This window comes from Mesorhizobium sp. LNHC252B00 (assembly GCF_000502955.1).
GTDB lineage: Bacteria > Pseudomonadota > Alphaproteobacteria > Rhizobiales > Rhizobiaceae > Mesorhizobium.
In genome coordinates, this window is sequence record NZ_AYWO01000010.1 from 104,776 (window position 1) to 123,904 (window position 19,129).

At 62.5% G+C, this 19,129-nt stretch carries 11 protein-coding genes and 2 pseudogenes; 5 read left to right on the top strand and 8 right to left on the bottom strand.

Going from position 1 to position 19,129, the window contains the following annotated elements; genetic code table 11:
- Positions 1 to 94: 94 nt before the first annotated feature.
- Positions 95 to 1,144, bottom strand: a complete 1,050-nt coding sequence (locus X744_RS154770; RefSeq protein ID WP_023759731.1) for a low specificity L-threonine aldolase — start codon at positions 1,142 to 1,144, stop codon at positions 95 to 97.
- Positions 1,145 to 1,631: 487 nt separating this feature from the next.
- Between X744_RS154770 and gltB the strand changes: the two genes are divergently transcribed.
- The 3 genes and pseudogenes from gltB to X744_RS154755 all read left to right on the top strand — a co-directional run.
- Positions 1,632 to 6,383: a glutamate synthase large subunit gene (gltB, locus tag X744_RS154765; protein ID WP_023759732.1), complete on the top strand. Its 4,752-nt coding sequence runs from the start codon at positions 1,632 to 1,634 to the stop codon at positions 6,381 to 6,383.
- Between the two features lie 140 nt (positions 6,384 to 6,523).
- Positions 6,524 to 7,018: pseudogene (gene gltD, locus X744_RS1000000172080) on the top strand (glutamate synthase); the annotation flags it as partial.
- A 2-nt stretch (positions 7,019 to 7,020) separates the two neighbouring features.
- Positions 7,021 to 8,259: pseudogene (locus tag X744_RS154755) on the top strand (glutamate synthase subunit beta); the annotation flags it as partial.
- Between the two features lie 30 nt (positions 8,260 to 8,289).
- Here the strand turns inward: X744_RS154755 and X744_RS154750 are convergent.
- Positions 8,290 to 9,504 (bottom strand): DUF459 domain-containing protein, encoded by a 1,215-nt coding sequence (locus X744_RS154750; RefSeq protein WP_023759735.1) that lies wholly within the window; start codon positions 9,502 to 9,504, stop codon positions 8,290 to 8,292.
- A 77-nt stretch (positions 9,505 to 9,581) separates the two neighbouring features.
- The gene (locus X744_RS154745) at positions 9,582 to 10,802 is read right to left on the bottom strand and encodes a lytic murein transglycosylase (RefSeq protein WP_023759736.1); all 1,221 of its coding nucleotides are present in this window, start codon (positions 10,800 to 10,802) and stop codon (positions 9,582 to 9,584) included.
- A 200-nt stretch (positions 10,803 to 11,002) separates the two neighbouring features.
- On the opposite strand from X744_RS154745, the gene galU reads away from it, so the two are divergent.
- Complete coding sequence (galU, locus tag X744_RS154740; RefSeq protein WP_198032230.1) at positions 11,003 to 11,914, top strand: UTP--glucose-1-phosphate uridylyltransferase GalU; 912 nt, start codon at positions 11,003 to 11,005, stop codon at positions 11,912 to 11,914.
- 52 nt (positions 11,915 to 11,966) lie between these two features.
- Here galU and X744_RS154735 read toward each other — a convergent pair whose 3' ends face one another.
- Positions 11,967 to 13,760, bottom strand: coding sequence for an outer membrane beta-barrel protein (locus X744_RS154735; protein ID WP_031260316.1), 1,794 nt, complete (start codon positions 13,758 to 13,760; stop codon positions 11,967 to 11,969).
- 250 nt (positions 13,761 to 14,010) lie between these two features.
- Between X744_RS154735 and X744_RS154730 the strand changes: the two genes are divergently transcribed.
- Positions 14,011 to 15,012 carry a KpsF/GutQ family sugar-phosphate isomerase gene (locus X744_RS154730; RefSeq protein WP_023759739.1) on the top strand — a complete coding sequence of 334 codons (1,002 nt, stop codon included), beginning with the start codon at positions 14,011 to 14,013 and terminating at the stop codon, positions 15,010 to 15,012.
- 4 nt (positions 15,013 to 15,016) lie between these two features.
- Here X744_RS154730 and X744_RS154725 read toward each other — a convergent pair whose 3' ends face one another.
- The 4 genes from X744_RS154725 to hemH form a co-directional block, all read right to left on the bottom strand.
- Entirely contained in the window at positions 15,017 to 15,481 is a 465-nt protein-coding gene (locus tag X744_RS154725; protein WP_023759740.1) for an NfeD family protein, read from the bottom strand.
- Between the two features lie 77 nt (positions 15,482 to 15,558).
- The gene (locus X744_RS154720; protein WP_023759741.1) at positions 15,559 to 16,509 is read right to left on the bottom strand and encodes an SPFH domain-containing protein; all 951 of its coding nucleotides are present in this window, start codon (positions 16,507 to 16,509) and stop codon (positions 15,559 to 15,561) included.
- Positions 16,510 to 16,596: 87 nt separating this feature from the next.
- Positions 16,597 to 17,841, bottom strand: coding sequence for an FAD-binding oxidoreductase (locus tag X744_RS154715; RefSeq protein ID WP_023759742.1), 1,245 nt, complete (start codon positions 17,839 to 17,841; stop codon positions 16,597 to 16,599).
- A gap of 152 nt (positions 17,842 to 17,993) precedes the next feature.
- Positions 17,994 to 19,058, bottom strand: a complete 1,065-nt coding sequence (gene hemH / locus X744_RS154710) for a ferrochelatase (protein WP_023759743.1) — start codon at positions 19,056 to 19,058, stop codon at positions 17,994 to 17,996.
- Between the last annotated feature and the right edge of the window lie 71 nt (positions 19,059 to 19,129).

Here is a 19,129-nt window from a genome sequence, read left to right on the forward strand (position 1 = left end):
CTCCCGAAACCCGATCCCTTGCCAACCATTATGTCTGCCTATCACGGCCCAGGCTAATTCGAAACGGGCTCCGAGCTCTTTCGGGAGAAACCTATCAGGCGAGCATGAGGCCAAACCGGTCGACGTCTTCCGCGGTCGTCGCGAAGCTGGTGACGAAGCGATAGAGCAGCTCGTCCTCACTGATGTGGCCGTCAAAGCCATGTGGCCTGTGCCAGTCGTAGAAGGCAGCGCCGGCTGCCTGCAGCCTTTCGGCCTCGGCTTTCTTGATCACTGCGAACACCTCATTTGCCTGCGGCAACCATGCCAGCTTGGCCGTGGCCGAATCCTCGATCGCCGCAGCAAGGCGCGCGGCCATGGCGTTGGCGTGGCGGGCGGTGTCCAGCCACAATCCGTCCTTGAAATAGGCCTCGAACTGCGCGGCGACGAAGCGCGATTTCGAAAACAGCTGGGCGGCGCGTTTACGCAGGAAGGCCAATTCCTTGGCGCGATCAAGATCGAACAACACGATTGCCTCGGCGCACCAGCAGCCGTTCTTTGTGCCGCCGAAGGAGAGGATGTCGACGCCGCGTTTCCAAGTCATTTCGGCAGGCGTGGTGTCGAGCGCGACCAGCGCGTTGGCAAAGCGGGCGCCATCCATGTGCAGGGGCACCGAATGTTGTTTGGCGATCGCCGAGATCGTCTCGATTTCATTCAGCCCGTAGACGGTGCCGACCTCGGTCGACTGGGTGATCGAAACAGCCATCGGCCGTCCCCAATGGACGATTTCGGGCGCAAAACGGCCGATGGTCCGTTCCAGATTGTGCGGGTCGACCTTGCCAAGCGCGCCGTCGATCTCATGCAGGCGCGAACCGCCGGAAAAATATGACGGCGCGCCGCATTCGTCCTCGATGACATGCGATTCGCGGTGGGCGAAGGAGATGCCGCCAGGCTTGTTATAGGCGGTCAGCGCCAGAGAGTTGGCGGCAGTGCCGGTTGCGACGAAGAACACCGCGACCTCTCGTTCGAAGATCTCATTGAAGCGCTGATAGACGGCTTGGTCGAGTGCACCGTCGCCATAGGCGGTGGAATAGCCCCCCGCATTGGCCGACAGGCCAGCAACGATATTGGGATGGGCGCCTGCCCAATTGTCGGAAGCGAAGAACATTCATCTGCCTATGTCTAGGGAAATCGGGTTTTGGGGAAGTCAGCCTGAAGTTGACCGGTTTCGCATGCTGATCGCAAGGGGGCCGGGCGCCGAAAAATCGGTAAAGCCAGCCAGCCGACAGAAGAGAGATTGGCGACTGAACCTTACGTTTCTCCCCGGCTTCACGTAATTTTCTGTCGCAAGAGGCCCAAGTTTTTTGTGAATCGATCTTGTATGCGTCCGGGATTTCTGTCATAAAAATTTAGGACAGTAGTGCTGTCTTATTTTGTCGCACAAAACGAGCTGGATTGGCGTATCATTTGGGCCTCTCCGGCTGTTGCTGCGAGCGACAGGTGGACGGCCCCGATTTGGCCTGTACGAATACGAACCATGCGGAAAGCCGCCTGGTCCGGTAAGGATTTCGCAAGACGTGCCGCAAGGATCAGGGTGAGCCAAGCGCTTGCCGAGGCAAACCAGCGCCCGAGGGGCTGGGAACGGAGGACAGGAGATGACGGACATGACGCAATCTGCGACGAACGGCCAGGCCGCGCAGACGAAAGCGGCAACCGTCAAAAATACGTCCCTGACCAATCTCGGCCGATCCAACAACGGTCGCACCGTCAACGGCTTTTCCGCCCGAGGTCTCTACGACCCGCGTAACGAGCATGACGCCTGCGGCGTCGGCTTCATCGTCAACATGAAGAGCGTGAAGTCGCATCAGATCGTCAAGGACGGACTTGCCGTGCTCGAAAACCTGACGCATCGCGGCGCCGTCGGCTCGGATCCCCTGGTCGGCGACGGCGCCGGCGTGCTGGTGCAGCTTCCCGATCGTTTCTTCCGCGAGGAAATGGCGGCCCAGGGCATCGACCTGCCACCGGCGGGCCAATACGGCGTCGGCCACTGGTTCATGCCGCAGGATGCGGCACTTCGCGCCCATGTCGAGGACATCATTGCCGAATCGGCGCAATCCGAGGGGCTTCCGCTCATCGGTTTCCGTGACGTGCCCGTCGACAATTCGTCACTGTCGAAGGCGGCTGATATCGTCGCGTCGGAACCGTTCCATCGGCAGATATTCATCGGCCGCACGCCAGACATTACCGACGACGAGGAGTATGAGGCCAGGCTCTATCTGCTGCGCAAGGTCATATCCGGCCGGATCTATGCCGAGAACGACAACAAGGACATCGGCGCCTATTGCGTGTCTTTGTCGGCGCGCACCATCGTCTACAAGGGCATGTTCCTGGCCTATCAGGTCGGTGCCTATTACAAGGACCTCAAGGATTCGCGCTTCGAGACCGCGCTGATCCTCGTCCACCAGCGCTTCTCGACCAATACGTTCCCGTCGTGGAAGCTGGCGCATCCCTATCGCATGGTCGCCCACAATGGCGAGATCAACACCGTGCGCGGCAACAACAACTGGATGGCAGCGCGGCAGGCTTCGGTCGATTCCGAACTGTTCGGCAACAACATCTCGAAGCTTTGGCCGATCTCCTATGACGGTCAGTCCGACACCGCCTGCTTCGACAATGCGCTCGAGTTCCTGTTCCAGGGCGGGTATAGCCTCAGCCACGCCATGATGATGCTGATCCCGGAAGCCTGGGCCGGCAACAAGCTGATGGATGCCGACCGCAAGGCCTTCTACGAATACCATGCGGCCCTTATGGAGCCGTGGGACGGACCGGCGGCGGTCGTCTTCACTGACGGCCGCCAGATCGGCGCTACGCTCGACCGCAACGGATTGCGCCCGGCGCGCTACATCGTCACCGACGACGACCGGGTCATCATGGCCTCGGAAGCCGGCGTGCTGCCGGTGCCGGAGGAGAAGATCGTCAAGAAGTGGCGGCTGCAGCCCGGCCGCATGCTTCTCATCGACCTGGAAAAGGGGCGCATCGTCTCCGACGAGGAGCTCAAGTCGGAAATCGCGGCCAAGCATCCCTACAAGACCTGGCTCGCCAACACGCAGCTCATCCTGGAAGATCTGAAGCCGGTCGAGCCGCGCGAACTGCGCAAGGACGTCAGCCTCCTCGATCGCCAGCAGGCGTTCGGCTACAGCCAGGAAGATACCAAGCTGTTGATGTCGCCGATGGCGACGACGGGCCAGGAAGCGGTGGGCTCGATGGGTACCGACACGCCGATCTCGGCCATGTCGGACAAGTCGAAGCTTCTCTACACCTATTTCAAGCAGAACTTCGCCCAGGTCACCAACCCGCCGATCGATCCGATCCGCGAGGAACTGGTGATGAGCCTGGTGTCCTTCATCGGGCCGCGGCCGAATATCTTCGACCTGGTCGGCAATTCGCGCCGCAAGCGGCTCGAAGTGCGCCAGCCGATCCTGACCAATGGCGATCTCGAAAAGATCCGCTCCATCGGCCACACCGAGGACCGCTTCGACACCAAGACGATCGACATCACCTATGGCTCCGCCGAAGGGGCGGCAGGCATGCAAGGCGCCATCGACCGCCTGTGCGAGCGGGCGGAGGCGGCGGTCGCCGGCGGCTACAACATCATCATCCTGTCGGACCGCCAGGTCGGGCCGGACCGCATCGCCATCCCGGCGCTTTTGGCGACGGCCGCGGTCCATCATCACCTGATCCGCAAGGGGTTGCGCACCTCGGTCGGCCTCGTCGTCGAATCCGGCGAGCCGCGCGAGGTGCATCATTTCTGCTGCCTTGCCGGTTATGGCGCCGAGGCGATCAACCCGTACCTCGCCTTCGACACGCTGCTCGACATGCACAAGCGTGGCGAGCTGCCGAAGGAAGTGGACGCCTACGAAGTCGTCTCGCGCTACATCAAGTCGATCGGCAAGGGCATTCTCAAGGTGATGTCCAAGATGGGCATTTCGACCTACCAGTCCTATTGCGGCGCCCAGATATTCGACGCCGTCGGGCTGAAGACCGATTTCGTGCAGCGATATTTCACCGGCACCGCTACGCTGATCGAAGGTGTCGGGCTGGACGAGATCGCGGCCGAGACGCTCAGCCGCCACAATGACGGTTTCGGCAACGACCCGGTGCTGCGCAACAGCCTCGAGGTCGGCGGCGAATACATGTTCCGCATGCGCGGCGAGGCGCATATGTGGTCGCCCGACGCGGTCGCCACATTGCAGCACGCCGTGCGCCAGGGATCGTGGGAGACGTTCAAGGACTATTCCGCCCAGATCGACAGCGAGACGGCCCGCGCACAGGCCATTCGCGGCCTGTTCAGGATCAAGCTAGCCGAGGAAACCGGCCGCAAGAAGGTCGCGCTCGACGACGTCATGCCGGCGGCCGACATCGTCAAGCGCTTCTCGACCGGGGCGATGTCGTTCGGCTCGATCTCGCGCGAAGCGCACACGACGCTGGCGCGTGCCATGAATCAGATCGGTGGCAAGTCGAACACCGGCGAGGGCGGCGAGGAGGCCGACCGCTACCTGCCGTTGCCTGGCGGCGGCAAGAATCCCGAACGCTCGGCGATCAAGCAGGTCGCCTCGGGTCGTTTTGGCGTCACGGCCGAATATCTCGTCAATTCCGACATGATGCAGATCAAGGTGGCGCAGGGCGCCAAGCCCGGCGAGGGCGGCCAGCTGCCCGGTCACAAGGTCGATGCCACCATCGCCAAGGTCAGGCATTCGACGCCGGGCGTAGGCCTGATCTCGCCGCCGCCGCATCACGACATCTATTCGATCGAGGATCTGGCGCAGCTGATCTACGATTTGAAGAACGTCAATCCGGCCGCCGACGTGTCGGTCAAACTGGTGTCGGAAGTCGGCGTCGGCACGGTTGCGGCGGGCGTCGCCAAGGCGCGCGCCGACCACATCACCATCTCGGGCTATGATGGCGGTACCGGCGCCTCGCCGCTGACCTCGCTCAAGCATGCCGGCAGCCCGTGGGAAATGGGTCTCGCCGAGACTCACCAGACGCTGGTTTTGAACGGCTTGCGGTCACGCGTCGCGCTGCAGGTCGACGGCGGCTTGCGCACCGGGCGCGACGTCATCGTCGGCGCGCTGCTCGGCGCCGACGAGTTCGGCTTCTCGACCGCGCCGCTGATCGCGGCCGGCTGCATCATGATGCGCAAGTGCCATCTCAACACCTGCCCGGTCGGCGTCGCTACGCAGGATCCGGTGCTGCGCAAGCGCTTCAAGGGCACGCCGGAACACGTCATCAACTTCTTCTTCTACGTTGCGGAAGAGGTTCGCGGTCTGCTCGCCGAAATGGGCTACACCCATATCGACCAGATCATCGGCGACACCGACCTTCTGGAAAAGCGCGACCTGATCGTCCACTGGAAGGCGCGCGGGCTCGACTTCTCGAAGATGTTCTTCAAGCCGGATGCGCCGCATGAAGCGGCGCACTGGACCGAGCGGCAGAAGCATCCGATCGACGACGTGCTCGACCGCAGGCTGATCGAACTGGCCAAGCCGGCGCTCGAAAGCAAGCAGCCGGTCAAGATCGAGGTCGACATCCGAAATGTCGACCGCTCGACCGGCGCCATGCTGTCGGGCGAGGTGGCCAAGCGCTTCAAGCACAAGGGCCTGCGCGAGGATACGATTTCGGTGAAGCTGACCGGCACCGCCGGCCAGTCCTTCGGCGCCTTCCTGGCGCGCGGCATCTCGTTCGAGCTTGTCGGCGCAGGCAACGACTATGTCGGCAAGGGCCTGTCGGGCGGACGCCTCGTCATCCGGCCGCCAGAAGCGGCCAAGATCGTCGCGGCTGACTCCATCATCGTCGGCAATACGGTGCTCTATGGCGCTACCGAGGGCGAGGCCTATTTCGCCGGTGTCGCCGGCGAGCGTTTCGCGGTGCGCAATTCGGGCGTGGCGGCTGTCGTCGAAGGCGTCGGCGACCATGGCTGCGAGTACATGACCGGCGGCATCGTCGTCGTCATCGGCCAGACCGGGCGCAACTTCGCCGCCGGCATGTCGGGCGGCGTCGCCTATGTGCTCGACGAAGCGGGCGATTTCGCCGAGCGCTGCAACATGGCGATGGTCGAGCTGGAACCGGTTCCGGAAGAAGACGATTTGATGGAAAGGCTGCTGCATCACGGCGGCGACCTCGACCACAAGGGACGCGTCGATGTGTCAGGCGACATGACCAGCCATGACGAGGAGCGGCTCTATCAGCTGATCTCGAACCATGTGCACTACACTGGTTCGGTGCGCGGTCGCGAGATCCTCGACGACTGGACGACATTCCGGCCGAAATTCCGCAAGATCATGCCGGTCGAATACCGCCGCGCGTTGATCGAGATGGAACGCATGCGCATGGGCGTTGCGGCGGAATAGACTTGGGATTGCCGGGAGGCTCAGGTCTCCCGGCCTATCTTCATCGACAGTTTGACCTCGTGCGAAAGGTTGCCACGGCTGCCTCAAGAGGTTAACGGGTGCGGCGAAAACCGCACCATCTGGACAGCAGGAACTGGACTATGGGCAAGGTAACAGGCTTTCTTGAAATAGACCGGCAGGTACACAAGTACCAGCCGGCCTCCGACCGCATCCGGCATTTCCGTGAATTCACGCTGCCGATGTCGGACAAGGAGGTCGAGAAACAGGCCGCGCGCTGCATGGATTGCGGCATTCCGTTCTGCCATGGGCCGACCGGCTGTCCGATCCACAACCAGATCCCCGACTGGAACGACCTCGTCTATAATGGAGACTGGGACAACGCGATCCGCAACCTGCATTCGACCAACAATTTCCCGGAGTTCACCGGCCGCATCTGCCCCGCGCCTTGCGAGGAAGCCTGCACGCTGAACCTCGAGGACATTCCGGTCGCCATCAAGACGGTGGAGCAGGCGATCGCGGACAAGGCTTACGAGACCGGCCATATCAGGCCCTATCCGCCGGAGAAGAAGACCGGCAAGCGGGTCGCCATCATCGGTTCCGGTCCGGCCGGCATGGCAGCAGCCCAGCAGCTTGGGCNGTCTACAACAGGGACTGGGACAACGCGATCCGCAACCTGCATTCGACCAACAATTTCCCGGAGTTCACCGGCCGCATCTGCCCCGCGCCCTGCGAGGAAGCGTGCACGCTGAACCTCGAGGACATCCCCGTCGCCATCAAGACGGTCGAGCAGGCGATCGCCGACAAGGCCTATGAAACCGGCCACATCAGGCCTTATCCGCCGGAGAAGAAGACCGGCAAACGTGTCGCCGTCATTGGCTCCGGACCGGCCGGCATGGCGGCTGCCCAGCAGCTCGGCCGCGCCGGCCACGACGTCCATGTCTATGAGCGCGAGAGCCGACCCGGCGGGCTGATGCGTTACGGCATTCCCGACTTCAAGATCGAGAAGCACTATATCGACCGGCGCATCGAGCAGATGCAGGGCGAGGGCGTCACCTTCCATTGCGGCGTCAATGTCGGCGTCGACAAGCCGGTTGCCGAGTTGCTCGCCGAACATGATGCCGTGCTCTATTGCGGCGGGTCGGAAACGCCGCGTGCGGCCGGTATTCCCGGCGACGATCTCGGCGGCGTGCATGATGCGATGCCCTATCTGGTGCAGCAGAACAGGCGTGTCGGCGGCGAGCCGATCCAGTCTGTGGCGTGGCCGTCGCATCCGATCATCGCCGGCGGTCAGCATGTCGTCGTTGTCGGCGGCGGCGATACCGCGTCCGACTGCGTCGGCACCGCTTTCCGCCAGGGCGCGGTGCGCGTCACCCAGCTCGACATCCGTCCGCAACCGCCGGAGAAGGAAGACAAGCTTTCTGTCTGGCCCTACTGGGCGACCAAGATGCGCACCTCGTCCTCGCAAGCGGAAGGCGCGGAGCGTGAATTCCAGGTGGCGACACTCGAATTCATCGGCGAGGAAGGCCAGTTGACCGGCGTCAAGTGCTGCGAGGTCGACGAGAAGCGCAAGCCGATCCCCGGCAGCGAATTCGTCATACGCGCCGATCTCGCCTTCATCGCTATCGGTTTTGCCGGACCGGCGAAGGCCGGCGTGGCGACGGAGCTGGACGGTAAGATGAAGATCGTCACCGACAACCGCCGCTCCAGGAATGTCGAGGCCAACGACCGTGACTACAGGACCAGCGTCGACAGGCTCTATGCGGCCGGCGACGTGCGCCGCGGCCAGTCATTGGTCGTCTGGGCGATCCGCGAGGGCCGACAGGCGGCACGATCGATCGACGAGGCGCTAATGGGGTCGAGCGTTCTGCCGCGCTGAGCCAAACGGCCTCAGAGCCGCTCTGCGATACTAACGACTGATCGCGGTCGTGGTGTCGGTCGCGGTGGTAGCCTTCGGCGGCCAGGAGAAATCGTCGGCGCGGCCGGGCGAGGCGTTTGGTGCCTTGCCCTCGATTATTAGCTTTTCACCCGGCAGGTCCGGATTGGCCTTCGCTAGCGGTGCCGCGCCAAGCAGCTCGGTGCCGCCATCGAGTGCCGGATCGCTGAGCAGCATCGGTGCGGTTCGGTCGATGACAATGGGGGCCGCGGCCGGCGCCGGCGCCTCCACGGGAGCGCCTGCGGGGGCAGATGCCGTGACCGCGCTCCCCGGCGCGGTCAGTCCGAGGATCTTCAACAGCGGCTTTTCGGTATAGAAGGCGAGCTTGCGCTTGCCTGCCTTCGAAACGTTGATGCCGTCATCGGCACGCAGTCGCACCGGCTGGCCGTTGATGTCGGGGCCGCTGGTGACGAAGGCACCGTTCTCATCGACGAAGCCGTCCCAGATATCGACGAATTCGCCGCCATGGCTTTCGGCCGCCTGACGGTAGATGTCGTTGAAGGCAAGCATGTCGGAGGTCATCTTCTGTACCCGAAAGGCCGGCATGCCGACCCAAAGGAAAGGCACCTTGGCCTCCGTAATGGCTTTGCCGAACGCGTCGGCGCGACGCTCGTATTCCTTAGTCCAGTTTTCGGACCGCGGCAGTTCGCGAATGTCGCCGATTTTCATCTGTTGGCGGTCGTTGGAGCCAAGCATGACGATCACGGCGGCGGGTTTTTCGGTCTCGATCAACGACTTGATCTGTTCGGGCCAGTTGTAGAAGTCGTCGCGCACGAAGCCGGACGAACCATTGCTGCGCACGACGATCCTGACGCCGGCATTCTCGGCAAAGGCGGTGTCGAGGCCTTCAGCGAGACCGGCCGCCATGAAGTCACCGACCACCAGGACGGCGCGGGCGTCCGGCGCCTTTTCGACCACAGGGGTTTCCGGTTCCGCGGGCGGGCGGGGCGCGCGAGGTTTTTTCACCATCGGCCTGGGCCTTGCCTTCTGGATATCCTGCGGCGGCTCGAATCGCTCGCTGCGGCGCGGGAACAGAAGGTCGCGCAACGACCAGCCGCGGTCTTGCTGCTCCTGCGCCATTGCAGGTGCGTGAAAGACGCCGGCCACACCGACGGCGAGCACGATTACGGCCAGAATGAGCACCGGCATGCGACGAACAAGCCCTGCGATGCGCGCAGCCGAAGCCAATCGTTTCCTCCATCCCTTGGCAGATTGCTACAGCGTCCTTTGCGCGCCCGAAGGGCCGCGCGGCACTGCATGCGGCTCTATTTCTGCCGGAGCCACTTCAGCACTTCCATGCTCGGATAGCCATCCTGGGTCAAGCCGGCGCTGGCCTGGAAGGCCATGATGGCTGACTTCGAGCCGTCGCCGATCTTGCCATCGAACTTGCCGTCGTAGAGGCCGTGCTGGGAAAGCCGCTTCTGCAGCTCTTGCCTTTCCTCGAAGGTGAGCTTGGTGAAAGGCCGCTTCCAGTCCTGCACGAGACCGCTGGAGCCGGCGATCTCGTCGGCAAGAAGACCGACGGCAAGCGCATATTTGTCGGCGTTGTTATAGGCTTTGATGACGGAGAAATTCTTGATCATCAAGAAGGCCGGCCCACTGCGGCCGTCCGGCACTTTCAGCGTTGCCTTGTCGGAGCCGTTCTTGAACGGCTTGCCGTTGGCCCTGACCACGCCGAGAGCCTGCCACTGCGACAGCGTCTTGGAGCCGCCGGGAAGCTTGCCGGCAGGCAGGACAACCTCATAGCCCCAGGTCTTGCCGGCCTGCCAGCCATTCTTCGCCAACAGGTTGGCGGCGGTCGCCAGCGCATCGGGTATCGAATTCCAGATGTCGCGCTTGCCGTTGCCGTCCATGTCGACGGCATAGTGCAGATAGCTGGTCGGGATGAACTGGGTGTGGCCCATGGCGCCGGCCCACGATCCGCTCAGATGGCTTTCGTCGATATCGCCGGTCTGCAGGATCTTCAGCGCGGCGATCAGCTGGGTGCGGGCGAATTTCGCGCGCTTCGGATCGGCATAGGCCAAGGTCGCCAGAGAGCGGACCACGTTGCGCATGATGTCGTCGCGCTTGAGGATCTCGCCATAGTTCGATTCCATCGACCAGATGGCCAGCACGATGTGGCGGTCGACGCCGAACCTTGACTCGATCCTGTCCAGCCACGGCTTCCATTTCCTGGCCATCTGCTGGCCGACCGAGACCGACTGGTCATGAACGCGGTTGTCGAAATAGTCCCAGGCAGGGGCGGTGAATTCAGGCTGCGTGCGCGCCTTTTCCAGAACCACCGGGTCAATATCCCGAATGTCCCTGAAGGCCTGGTCGTAGAGGGCGCCGGAAACGCCGCTCTGCACGGCGGTGGCGCGGAAGCCGGCAACCCATTGCCGGAAGCCGGCATCGGCGAAAGCGGGGCCAGGCATCAGCAGAGCGAGCGAGAGGCTGGCTGCCGTTATGACGCTGGTAAAACGTTTTGCGGCATTGCGAACGGACATCTTTTCCTCCTTCTCTGTCTCAGGAAAGACCATTCATCGCCGAACCAGGTTAGGAATTAGTTTACCATAGGCGCCGCCGGGAACGAAAAGACGTCTCGAAGCTTTCCGACGATCGCTCCAGCCCTGTCGCCCAGTAATCCTCAATTCCGGCGTGAAAATGTCTTGCAGCGGGGATTGCGGAGCTAGCCATCAAGCGGATAATTGACTGCATGAAGAGAGTTCGCAAGGCAGTGTTCCCGGTCGCCGGTCTCGGCACGCGGTTTCTCCCGGCCACCAAGGCCGTTCCCAAGGAAATGCTGACCGTCGTCGACCGACCAGTCATCCAATATGTGGTGGATGAAGCGCGCGAGGCAGGCATCGAGCATTTCATCTTCGTCACCGGCCGCAACAAGGCCGTCATCGAGGACCATTTCGACATTCAGTTCGAGCTCTATGACACGCTGGCCCAGCGCGGCAAGGACGACCAGCTCGCCCGCCTGCAACGGCTGCAACCGGCGCCGGGGCAGACCAGCTTCACCCGCCAGCAGGTGCCGATGGGGCTCGGCCACGCCGTCTGGTGCGCCCGCGAGCTCGTCGGCGACGAGCCGTTCGCGCTTTTGTTGCCCGACATGATCATGCAGTCGGAGAAGAGCTGCATGAAGGCAATGGTCGAGCTCTACGAGGAAACCGGCAACAACATCATCGCCGTGCAGGAATGCGATCCCGCCGAAGCCCACAAATACGGCATCGTCGGCCGGGGCGAGGACACGCATCACGGCTTCCGCATCACCGAGATGGTAGAAAAGCCGAAGACCGGCACCGCGCCGTCCAATCTCTACATCAACGGCCGCTACATCCTGCAGCCCGAGATCTTCAATATCCTCGAAGGCCAGGAAAAGGGCGCCGGCAACGAGATCCAACTCACCGACGCGATGCTGAAGTTGGAAAAGCAGCAAGCCTTTTATGGCTACCATTATCAGGGCCGCACGTTCGATTGCGGGTCGCCGGAAGGTTTTGTCGAGGCCAATGTCGCCTTCGCATTGTGGCGCAGCGACATGAACGGGAACATGGCCGGCGTGATCCGCACGCTTCTCGATGAGATAAGACCATCGGAGCGGCTCGGCGTCGCTTGAGGCAGTCAAGCTGGGGACTTGTCGCTTGCCAGACTGCGCCTGGCTGGCTTTCCTATCTCTGCACTTTTACACCGAGGAAGATGCTGTTGGCGGTGTAGTCGCGGCCCGGTAAATTGCTGGTCAGCTGTTCGGTCCTCACCCTTGTCGTTAGGCCGGCATAGCGGTTCAGCCACCAGGTCAGGCCCGCCTCGGCGCTCCAGATCCTGTCGTGGCCGTCGATGCCGACATAGTCACGCCAGTCCAGGCCCAAAGCCGCATTTCCGGTGAGGTTGGCGCGAATCTGGCGTTCGGCGGTCAGGCGGCCGGAATAAAGGATATCGCCACTTTCATTGGCTGTGGTCGTGGGCTCGACGGTGGTCCGCCCGGTCAGGCCGATCGTGGTGCCGCGTTCGGGCGACCATTTGAGGTCGGCGTTGACGGTGGCACCCGAAATCGCATCCAGGTCTTTGTCATCGATCGCTTCCCTGAGCCAGCCGGCCGAGAATTCACCCGACAATTTCTCACCCATGTCGAGCGCAAGGCCGGCGCGGGCGCCTAGCCGCGTCGACGAGCGCTCGAAGCCTTCATTGTCGATGCGTTGATCATAGGCCCGACGGCCGACCTCGATTTCGGTGAAAGGGGTGAGGGCGGGGGAGATCTCGTAGCCGGTGCGCAAGGTCGCGGTGTAGAGCGTGGAGTCTCGATCCTTCTGGGACAGCGAGGTGCCGTTCGAAAGCTTGGCGTCGCCGTAGAAGTCGTGCGAGACCGCACCGGTCAATGTGTACTGCATCTTGCCGATGTGTTTTTCGACGGCGAGGCTGCCGTTGACGGTCTGCCGCAGCGGCTGCTTGCTGACGCCCGCGATGGCGTCAGGCGAGGATGCCGATTCCGGTACGGCCTCGTAGCCGAGCTTGGCAATGGCGCGCAGTTCATTGTCGAGGTCGACATTGAGCTGGCCTTCGATGCGCCCTTGCTCGTTGTGAACGGGGTAACCCGAGACGGTCTCGCGGAACAGGCCATAGCCGTCGATCGTGGCGGAGTTCTCGCGCCAGTCGGAGGCGGCGGAAAAGCGCAGCGCCGTCTCGGACAGCAGTGCCGACTTGCCGGCATTGCTCGAATCGCCGTTCGACGTGGCGGTCAGGCCCTGTTCGATCGTCGGCCGGATGACGAAGGAGCCCCATTTGACGCCGGTGGCGGCGAACGGGTCATCCTCCGGCTTCTTTTTCTGGCCTTCGATGGCATCCGTGCGTTTTGCGCCTGGGTCGAGCTTCTGCTTGTCGGCGCTGTCGATGGTGAGGGCGCGACGGTTGGCCGTCTCCTCATCGGGGGTGTCAGCGCTGTCGCTGGCGTCCGTCGTGGAGGCGGTCGTGGAAGCAGTGATGTCGGTGGCTGTTGCCGTCGACTTTTTTTTCTTTCTAGACTTGTCCGCAGCCTTGTCCTTGGTCTGGTCAGCCGCATTCTGCCCGGCGGTCGACGAGCGACGGCGAGGCTTCTGCGGCGCTTGAATGCCGGCAGGGGTGTCGCCGGTGACCTCCGGCGGACCGAAAATACTGCCGTCCGCGGTTGCATCGGCGGCATCGGTGTCGTCAGGCACAGCGCCGGCGCTGGCCGGCAGATAGGTGCGGGCCGACGCGTCGTCCTGCGCGGCGTTGGTCTGCGCCTGACCCTGCGCTGCTTGGGCTAGCTGCCTCGCCTTGCGCTGCTGGTCGGACAGGATCGCCGATTCCGAAACCTCGCCGCGCAGTTCCGTTTCCTGGGCATGGAGCGCCGTTGGGCGCAGCAGGGCAAACATGCTGGTCGCCAGCAGCAACGCGCAGGCCGCCTTGCCCTTTCGTCCTGTCGATTTTTCTGGCTGGACCCTGGACATCGCCACCACTGCTTGCGCGGCGCACGCGCGCCATACTTACCGAACCGTAAATGGGGATGGTTAACGGAGGGTTGAGGAGGCAGGCCGCTGGCCGCCCGAAGCGCTGATTTCCCAAGGGATTCATACCGCTCGCGTTAAGCCTTTTGTCTCCATGCCTGTCGCAATCGCAAACCGCCGCAAACATTCGGACGACATGCCTGCGGCCATTTCCGTTGGACAGCGCTCCGGCAAAGCGTTAATCGCATCAGCCATGCATGCGGGATCTCCTGACAACAAGCCTTCGGACGGGCAAGCGGCGATCGCTTCGGCGCTGAGGACGGTGGCGACAGAACAAGCTGGTGTCGCAGCCCTTGCCGAGGCCCTCGAGAACGGATTGGCCGGGCCTTTCTGCCAGGCCGTCGACATGATCGCCGGGGTTGAAGGCCGCCTCATCGTCACCGGCGTCGGCAAGAGCGGCCATATCGGTTCGAAGATCGCAGCGACGCTGGCCTCGACCGGCACGCCGGCTTTCTTTGTCCATTCCGCCGAAGCCAATCACGGCGATCTCGGCATGATCGCCAGGGACGACGCCATCATCGCCATGTCGTGGTCGGGCGAGAGCAAGGAATTGATGGGCATCGTCGCCTATTCCAGGCGCTTTTCCATTCCGCTTATCGCCATAACAGCCGGAGAGACATCCGCGCTGGCGCGGGCGGCGGATGTGGTGCTGCTTTTGCCGCGCGCGCCGGAGGCCTGCCCTCACGGCCTGGCACCGACGACATCGACGCTGCTGCAACTGGTGATGGGCGATGCATTGGCGATTGCTCTCCTTGAAGCACGCGGCTTCACGCCGGACCATTTCCGAACCTTTCACCCGGGCGGCCAGCTCGGCGTCAACCTGACGCAGATCCGCGAGATCATGCATGTCGGCGACAGGCTGCCGCTGGTGGTCACGGGCACCGGCATGCAGGACGCTATCCTGGAACTGTCGCGCAAGGGATTTGGCTGCGTGGCGATCGTCGACGCCGACGGTGCGCTGGTCGGCATCATCACCGATGGTGACATCCGCCGTCATATCGGCAGCAATCTGCTGGCGATGACGGTGGATCAGGTGATGACGAAAGGACCGAAGACGGCGGCGCCGGACACATTGGTCGCAACGGCGCTGCAGACGATCAACAATTCAGCCATCACCAGCCTGATGGTGGTGGAGGGCCGGAAACCAGTCGGCCTCATCCACCTGCACGATCTCTTGCGGATCGGCGCGGCCTGAACGTTCAGACGGGCTCCACTGTCAGTTCCAGATCGGTGTCGGCCGCACCCGTCACGCGCACTTGCGTGCCGGCCGGCAGATCCGGACCGGAGACACGCCACAGCGTGTCGCCCAGCTTGATGCGGCCACGTCCATCCCGGATCGGTTCGGCAAGTGTCGCCATACGGCCGACCATTTGCGCGCCGCGGCGGTTGAGCAGCGGCTGGTCGGTCGGGTCATTGCGACTGCCAACCAGCTTCTTGCCGATATAGGCTGAGACCAGCGACAGCGCCAGGAAGGCGAGGACCTGAACCTGCCAGGTCCAGAAACCGGTGTCCCAGATCAGTAGCGACACGGCGCCGATGATCAGGGCGGCGATGCCGATCCACAGCATGAAGATACCGGGCGCGATGATTTCCATCACCAGCAGGGCGAAGCCGAGAACCATCCAGTTCCACGGGCCAAGTTCGGAAATGATGCGGTCGATCATGGGTGTGTTTCTTCTTGTTTGAGTATGACGTTTTCCGAAAACCGATTTCCACTTTTCGGGGTCATGCTCCTACGATCTCAGTTGTCGCTTGGGCGCACGACTGGCGGGCGTGCGGCCTGCCTTTGCGCGCCGGTCGTGCCTTCGCTGCGGAAGACTTCCTTGGCAATCTCGCCAATGCCACCGAGCGAACCGATCAGCGACGACGCCTCGAACGGCATCAGCACGATCTTGCTGTTGGTGGCGGTGCCGATCTTACCCAACGCCTCGGTGTATTTCTGGGCAACGAAGTAATTCAGCGCCTGCACGTCGCCCTTGGAAATTGCTTCCGATACCACCTGCGTGGCGCGGGCTTCCGCCTCAGCCGAACGCTCGCGTGCCTCGGCGTCGCGGAAGGCGGCCTCCTTGCGGCCTTCGGCTTCGAGGATCTGCGATTGTTTGAGGCCTTCGGCGGCGAGGATCTGCGCGCGCTTGTTGCGTTCCGCCGTCATCTGCCGGCCCATCGATTCGATGAGGTTGGCCGGCGGGTTGATGTCCTTGATCTCGACGCGCGTGATCTTGATGCCCCACGGATGCGCTGCTTCATCGACGACGCGCAGCAGCCGCTCGTTGATGGCGTCGCGATTCGACAAAAGCTCGTCCAAATCCATCGAACCCATGACGGTGCGGATGTTGGTCATTGTCAGGTTGAGGATGGCGTTCTGCAGACCCGCAACCTGGTAGGCGGCCTGAGCCGCATTGAGGATCTGGTAGAAGGCGATGCCATCGACACCGACGATGGCGTTGTCGCGGGTGATGATTTCCTGGCTTGGAACGTCAAGCACCTGCTCCATCATGTTCATCTTGGCGCCGATGCGGTCGACGAACGGGAAAATGAAATTGAGGCCCGGGCTCAGTGTCTTGGTGTAGCGGCCAAAGCGCTCCACCGTATAATTGTAGCCTTGCGGGATCGTCCTTATGCCTTTGATCAGAAGCACCAATACCAGAAGGGCAAGTGCACCAACCGCAATATCGAAACCACTGAAATCCATTTGGCTCTCCCCAGACGAAGGCCGCACAAGCCATTCTCGCGCAGCCGACTTCACCAAAGGCTTAAGTGTATTTCAGATGCGTTACAATCAGGTGATGATGCATTGTTTGTCGGATTGCGACTTACGGTTGAAAGAAAACAGCCTTGCATCCATGTCGTCCAGCCCGTTGATCGAAGCCGAGACAATCTCGGAAGCGATCTGCGAGAAGGTAATGCCATTGCCGCTGTAGCCCATCACGGCATGGATACGAGGGTGGCTGGGAATGGCGCCGATATAGGGCAGGCCGGTGGTCGTGGTGCCGAAAGAACCAGTCCAGGCGAATTCAGGCCTGTTGTCGAGATGCGGAAATATCCGGCCAAGCTTTTCGGCAATGCGTGCGCTCTTGTCGCCGATCAGCTCGTCGCGCCGCGCCTCGTCGACAAAATCCTCGTCCTCGCCGCCGCAGATGACCCGGCCGTCGGCCGTCGCGCGCATATAGAGGTAGGGGTCCGACGCCTCCCAGATGAAGGCTGCCTGCCGCCAGATCTTTCGCGGTTGCGGTCGTGTCGCGATCGCCCAGGTCGAGCGGATCTGGTGGGCAGTCGCCGGCACGATATCGACCAGTTCGTAGCCGGTGGCAAGCACGACATGTTGCGCGGTGACGGCCGGGCCGTCCCTGGTTGCGACCACTACCGCGTCGGCTTTGTCGACGATCGCCGTCGCTTCGGCGGGGGCGTAGAGACCTGCCTTGCGCTCTAGGGCCTTGAGCAGCAGCCCGGCCGTCAGCTTGCGCGGGTTGAGCGCTATATTGCCATGGCTGAGGACGGCGCTGTTGCGATCGATGCCGAACTTCTCCGCCAGCGGCGCTGGTGTGAGATAGGCCGCGCCGATACCGGCTTGCCGCCGCGCGTCGGCCTCGTCACGCAGCTGCGATGGGCTGAGCAAGGTGCCGGCCAGGTAGAGCGACGGCGTGCGGCTCAGACTACAATTGATGCCGAGTTCGGCGATGCGGGCAGCAAGATTGGAAATGGCGAGCCGCGAGCGTCGCCAGGCTTGGTTCGCCGAGGCACTGCCGATTATCTTTGAAAGCGTCGAAAGCGGCTGATCGAGCTCGAATTGCACCAGCGCAGTGGTCGCGGATGTCGAGCCTTTCAGCGGGCCGCGCCGGTCGATGCAGATTACCGCATGGCCTTGCGCCGTCAGGGCCTCCGCCATCATGGCTCCGCTGATGCCCATGCCGACGATCAGCACATCCGTCTTGACGTCCCGGGTCAGGCTGTCCGTCGGCACCGCAGGCGCGCGATAGGCGGACCAGACGGGCCGGCCGGTTCTCAGGTCGAGCTTGCGAGGCATCGAATTCTCCGGAGGGCGCGCCTTAACGCTCCGGAGTTCGTGTTGTTCCGGTTCAGAGCGGCTCACCGCTTCACGGAAGCGGCGAGCCGCTCTAATTCTTGTTTGAAGCAATTCCGGACGGAAAGCCGTTTCACACTTTTTCTGGAATTGCTTTAGACCCAGCCGGACAGTTCGCGCCGCACCATCGCCTCGACCACTGCCATGCCCTCGGCGCTGTCGTTGAGGCACGGGATATGGGCGAAATTCTTGCCGCCGGCATGATGGAAGGTCTCGGCCGCCTCGCGGCCGATCTCGTCCAGCGTCTCGATGCAGTCGACGGAAAAGCCGGGATTGACGATGGCGATCGATTTCACGCCGTCCTTGCCGAGTTTCTCTACCGTCTTGTCGGTATAGGGCTGCAGCCATTCCTGCGCGCCGAAGCGCGACTGGAAGGTGATGATCAGCTTCTTGTCATCCCAGCCGAGCCGTTCACGCAACAATCGCGTCGTCTTTTGGCAATGGCAATAATAGGGATCACCCTTCTCGAAATAGGGCTTCGGGATGCCATGATAGGAGGTGATGACCACCTCCGGCTCGAAATCAAGCGTCGCCAGATGCTGTTCGATCGAGCGCGCCAGCGCTTCGATGTAGACCGGTTCGTCATAGTAAGGGGGCACGCTGCGGATGGCCGGCGCGCGGCGCATCTTCATCAAGGCGCGAAACAGCTGATCGTTGGCGGTTGCCGTGGTCGTCGCCGAATATTGCGGGTAGAGCGGAAATGAAAGAATACGGTCGCAGCCTTGCTCGACCAGACGCTGGGCAACGCTTTCGGTCGAAGGATTGCCATAGCGCATCGCCCAATCGACGACGACGTCGGGCAGGTCGCGCAGCGCTTCGGCCAGCTTCTCGCCCTGGGCGCGGGTGTAGGTGCGCAGCGGCGACTCGTTCTTCTCCCGGTTCCAGATCCGGGCATAGTTGGCGCCCGACGTCTTCGGCCGCCTGGTGAGCACCAGGCCATAGAGGATCGGATACCAGATCGCCCTGTTGAGCTCGATGACGCGCGGGTCGGACAGGAATTCTCGGAGATAGCGCCACATCGACTTGAAATCGGTGCCATCAGGCGTGCCAAGATTGACCAGCATGATGCCGATCTTGCCCGCCTTGACTGGCGGATGTCCGGCGGGCAACGGGCCAAGTGCCTTCGCGGCCTTGCGATCGACAGGGGTGGACAGCGTCATAGGGTTTCTCCGGGAGACGCGAACCTAACTATCTTGTGCGCACTTTCAATGCAGCGTCTGGCCGCACCTTA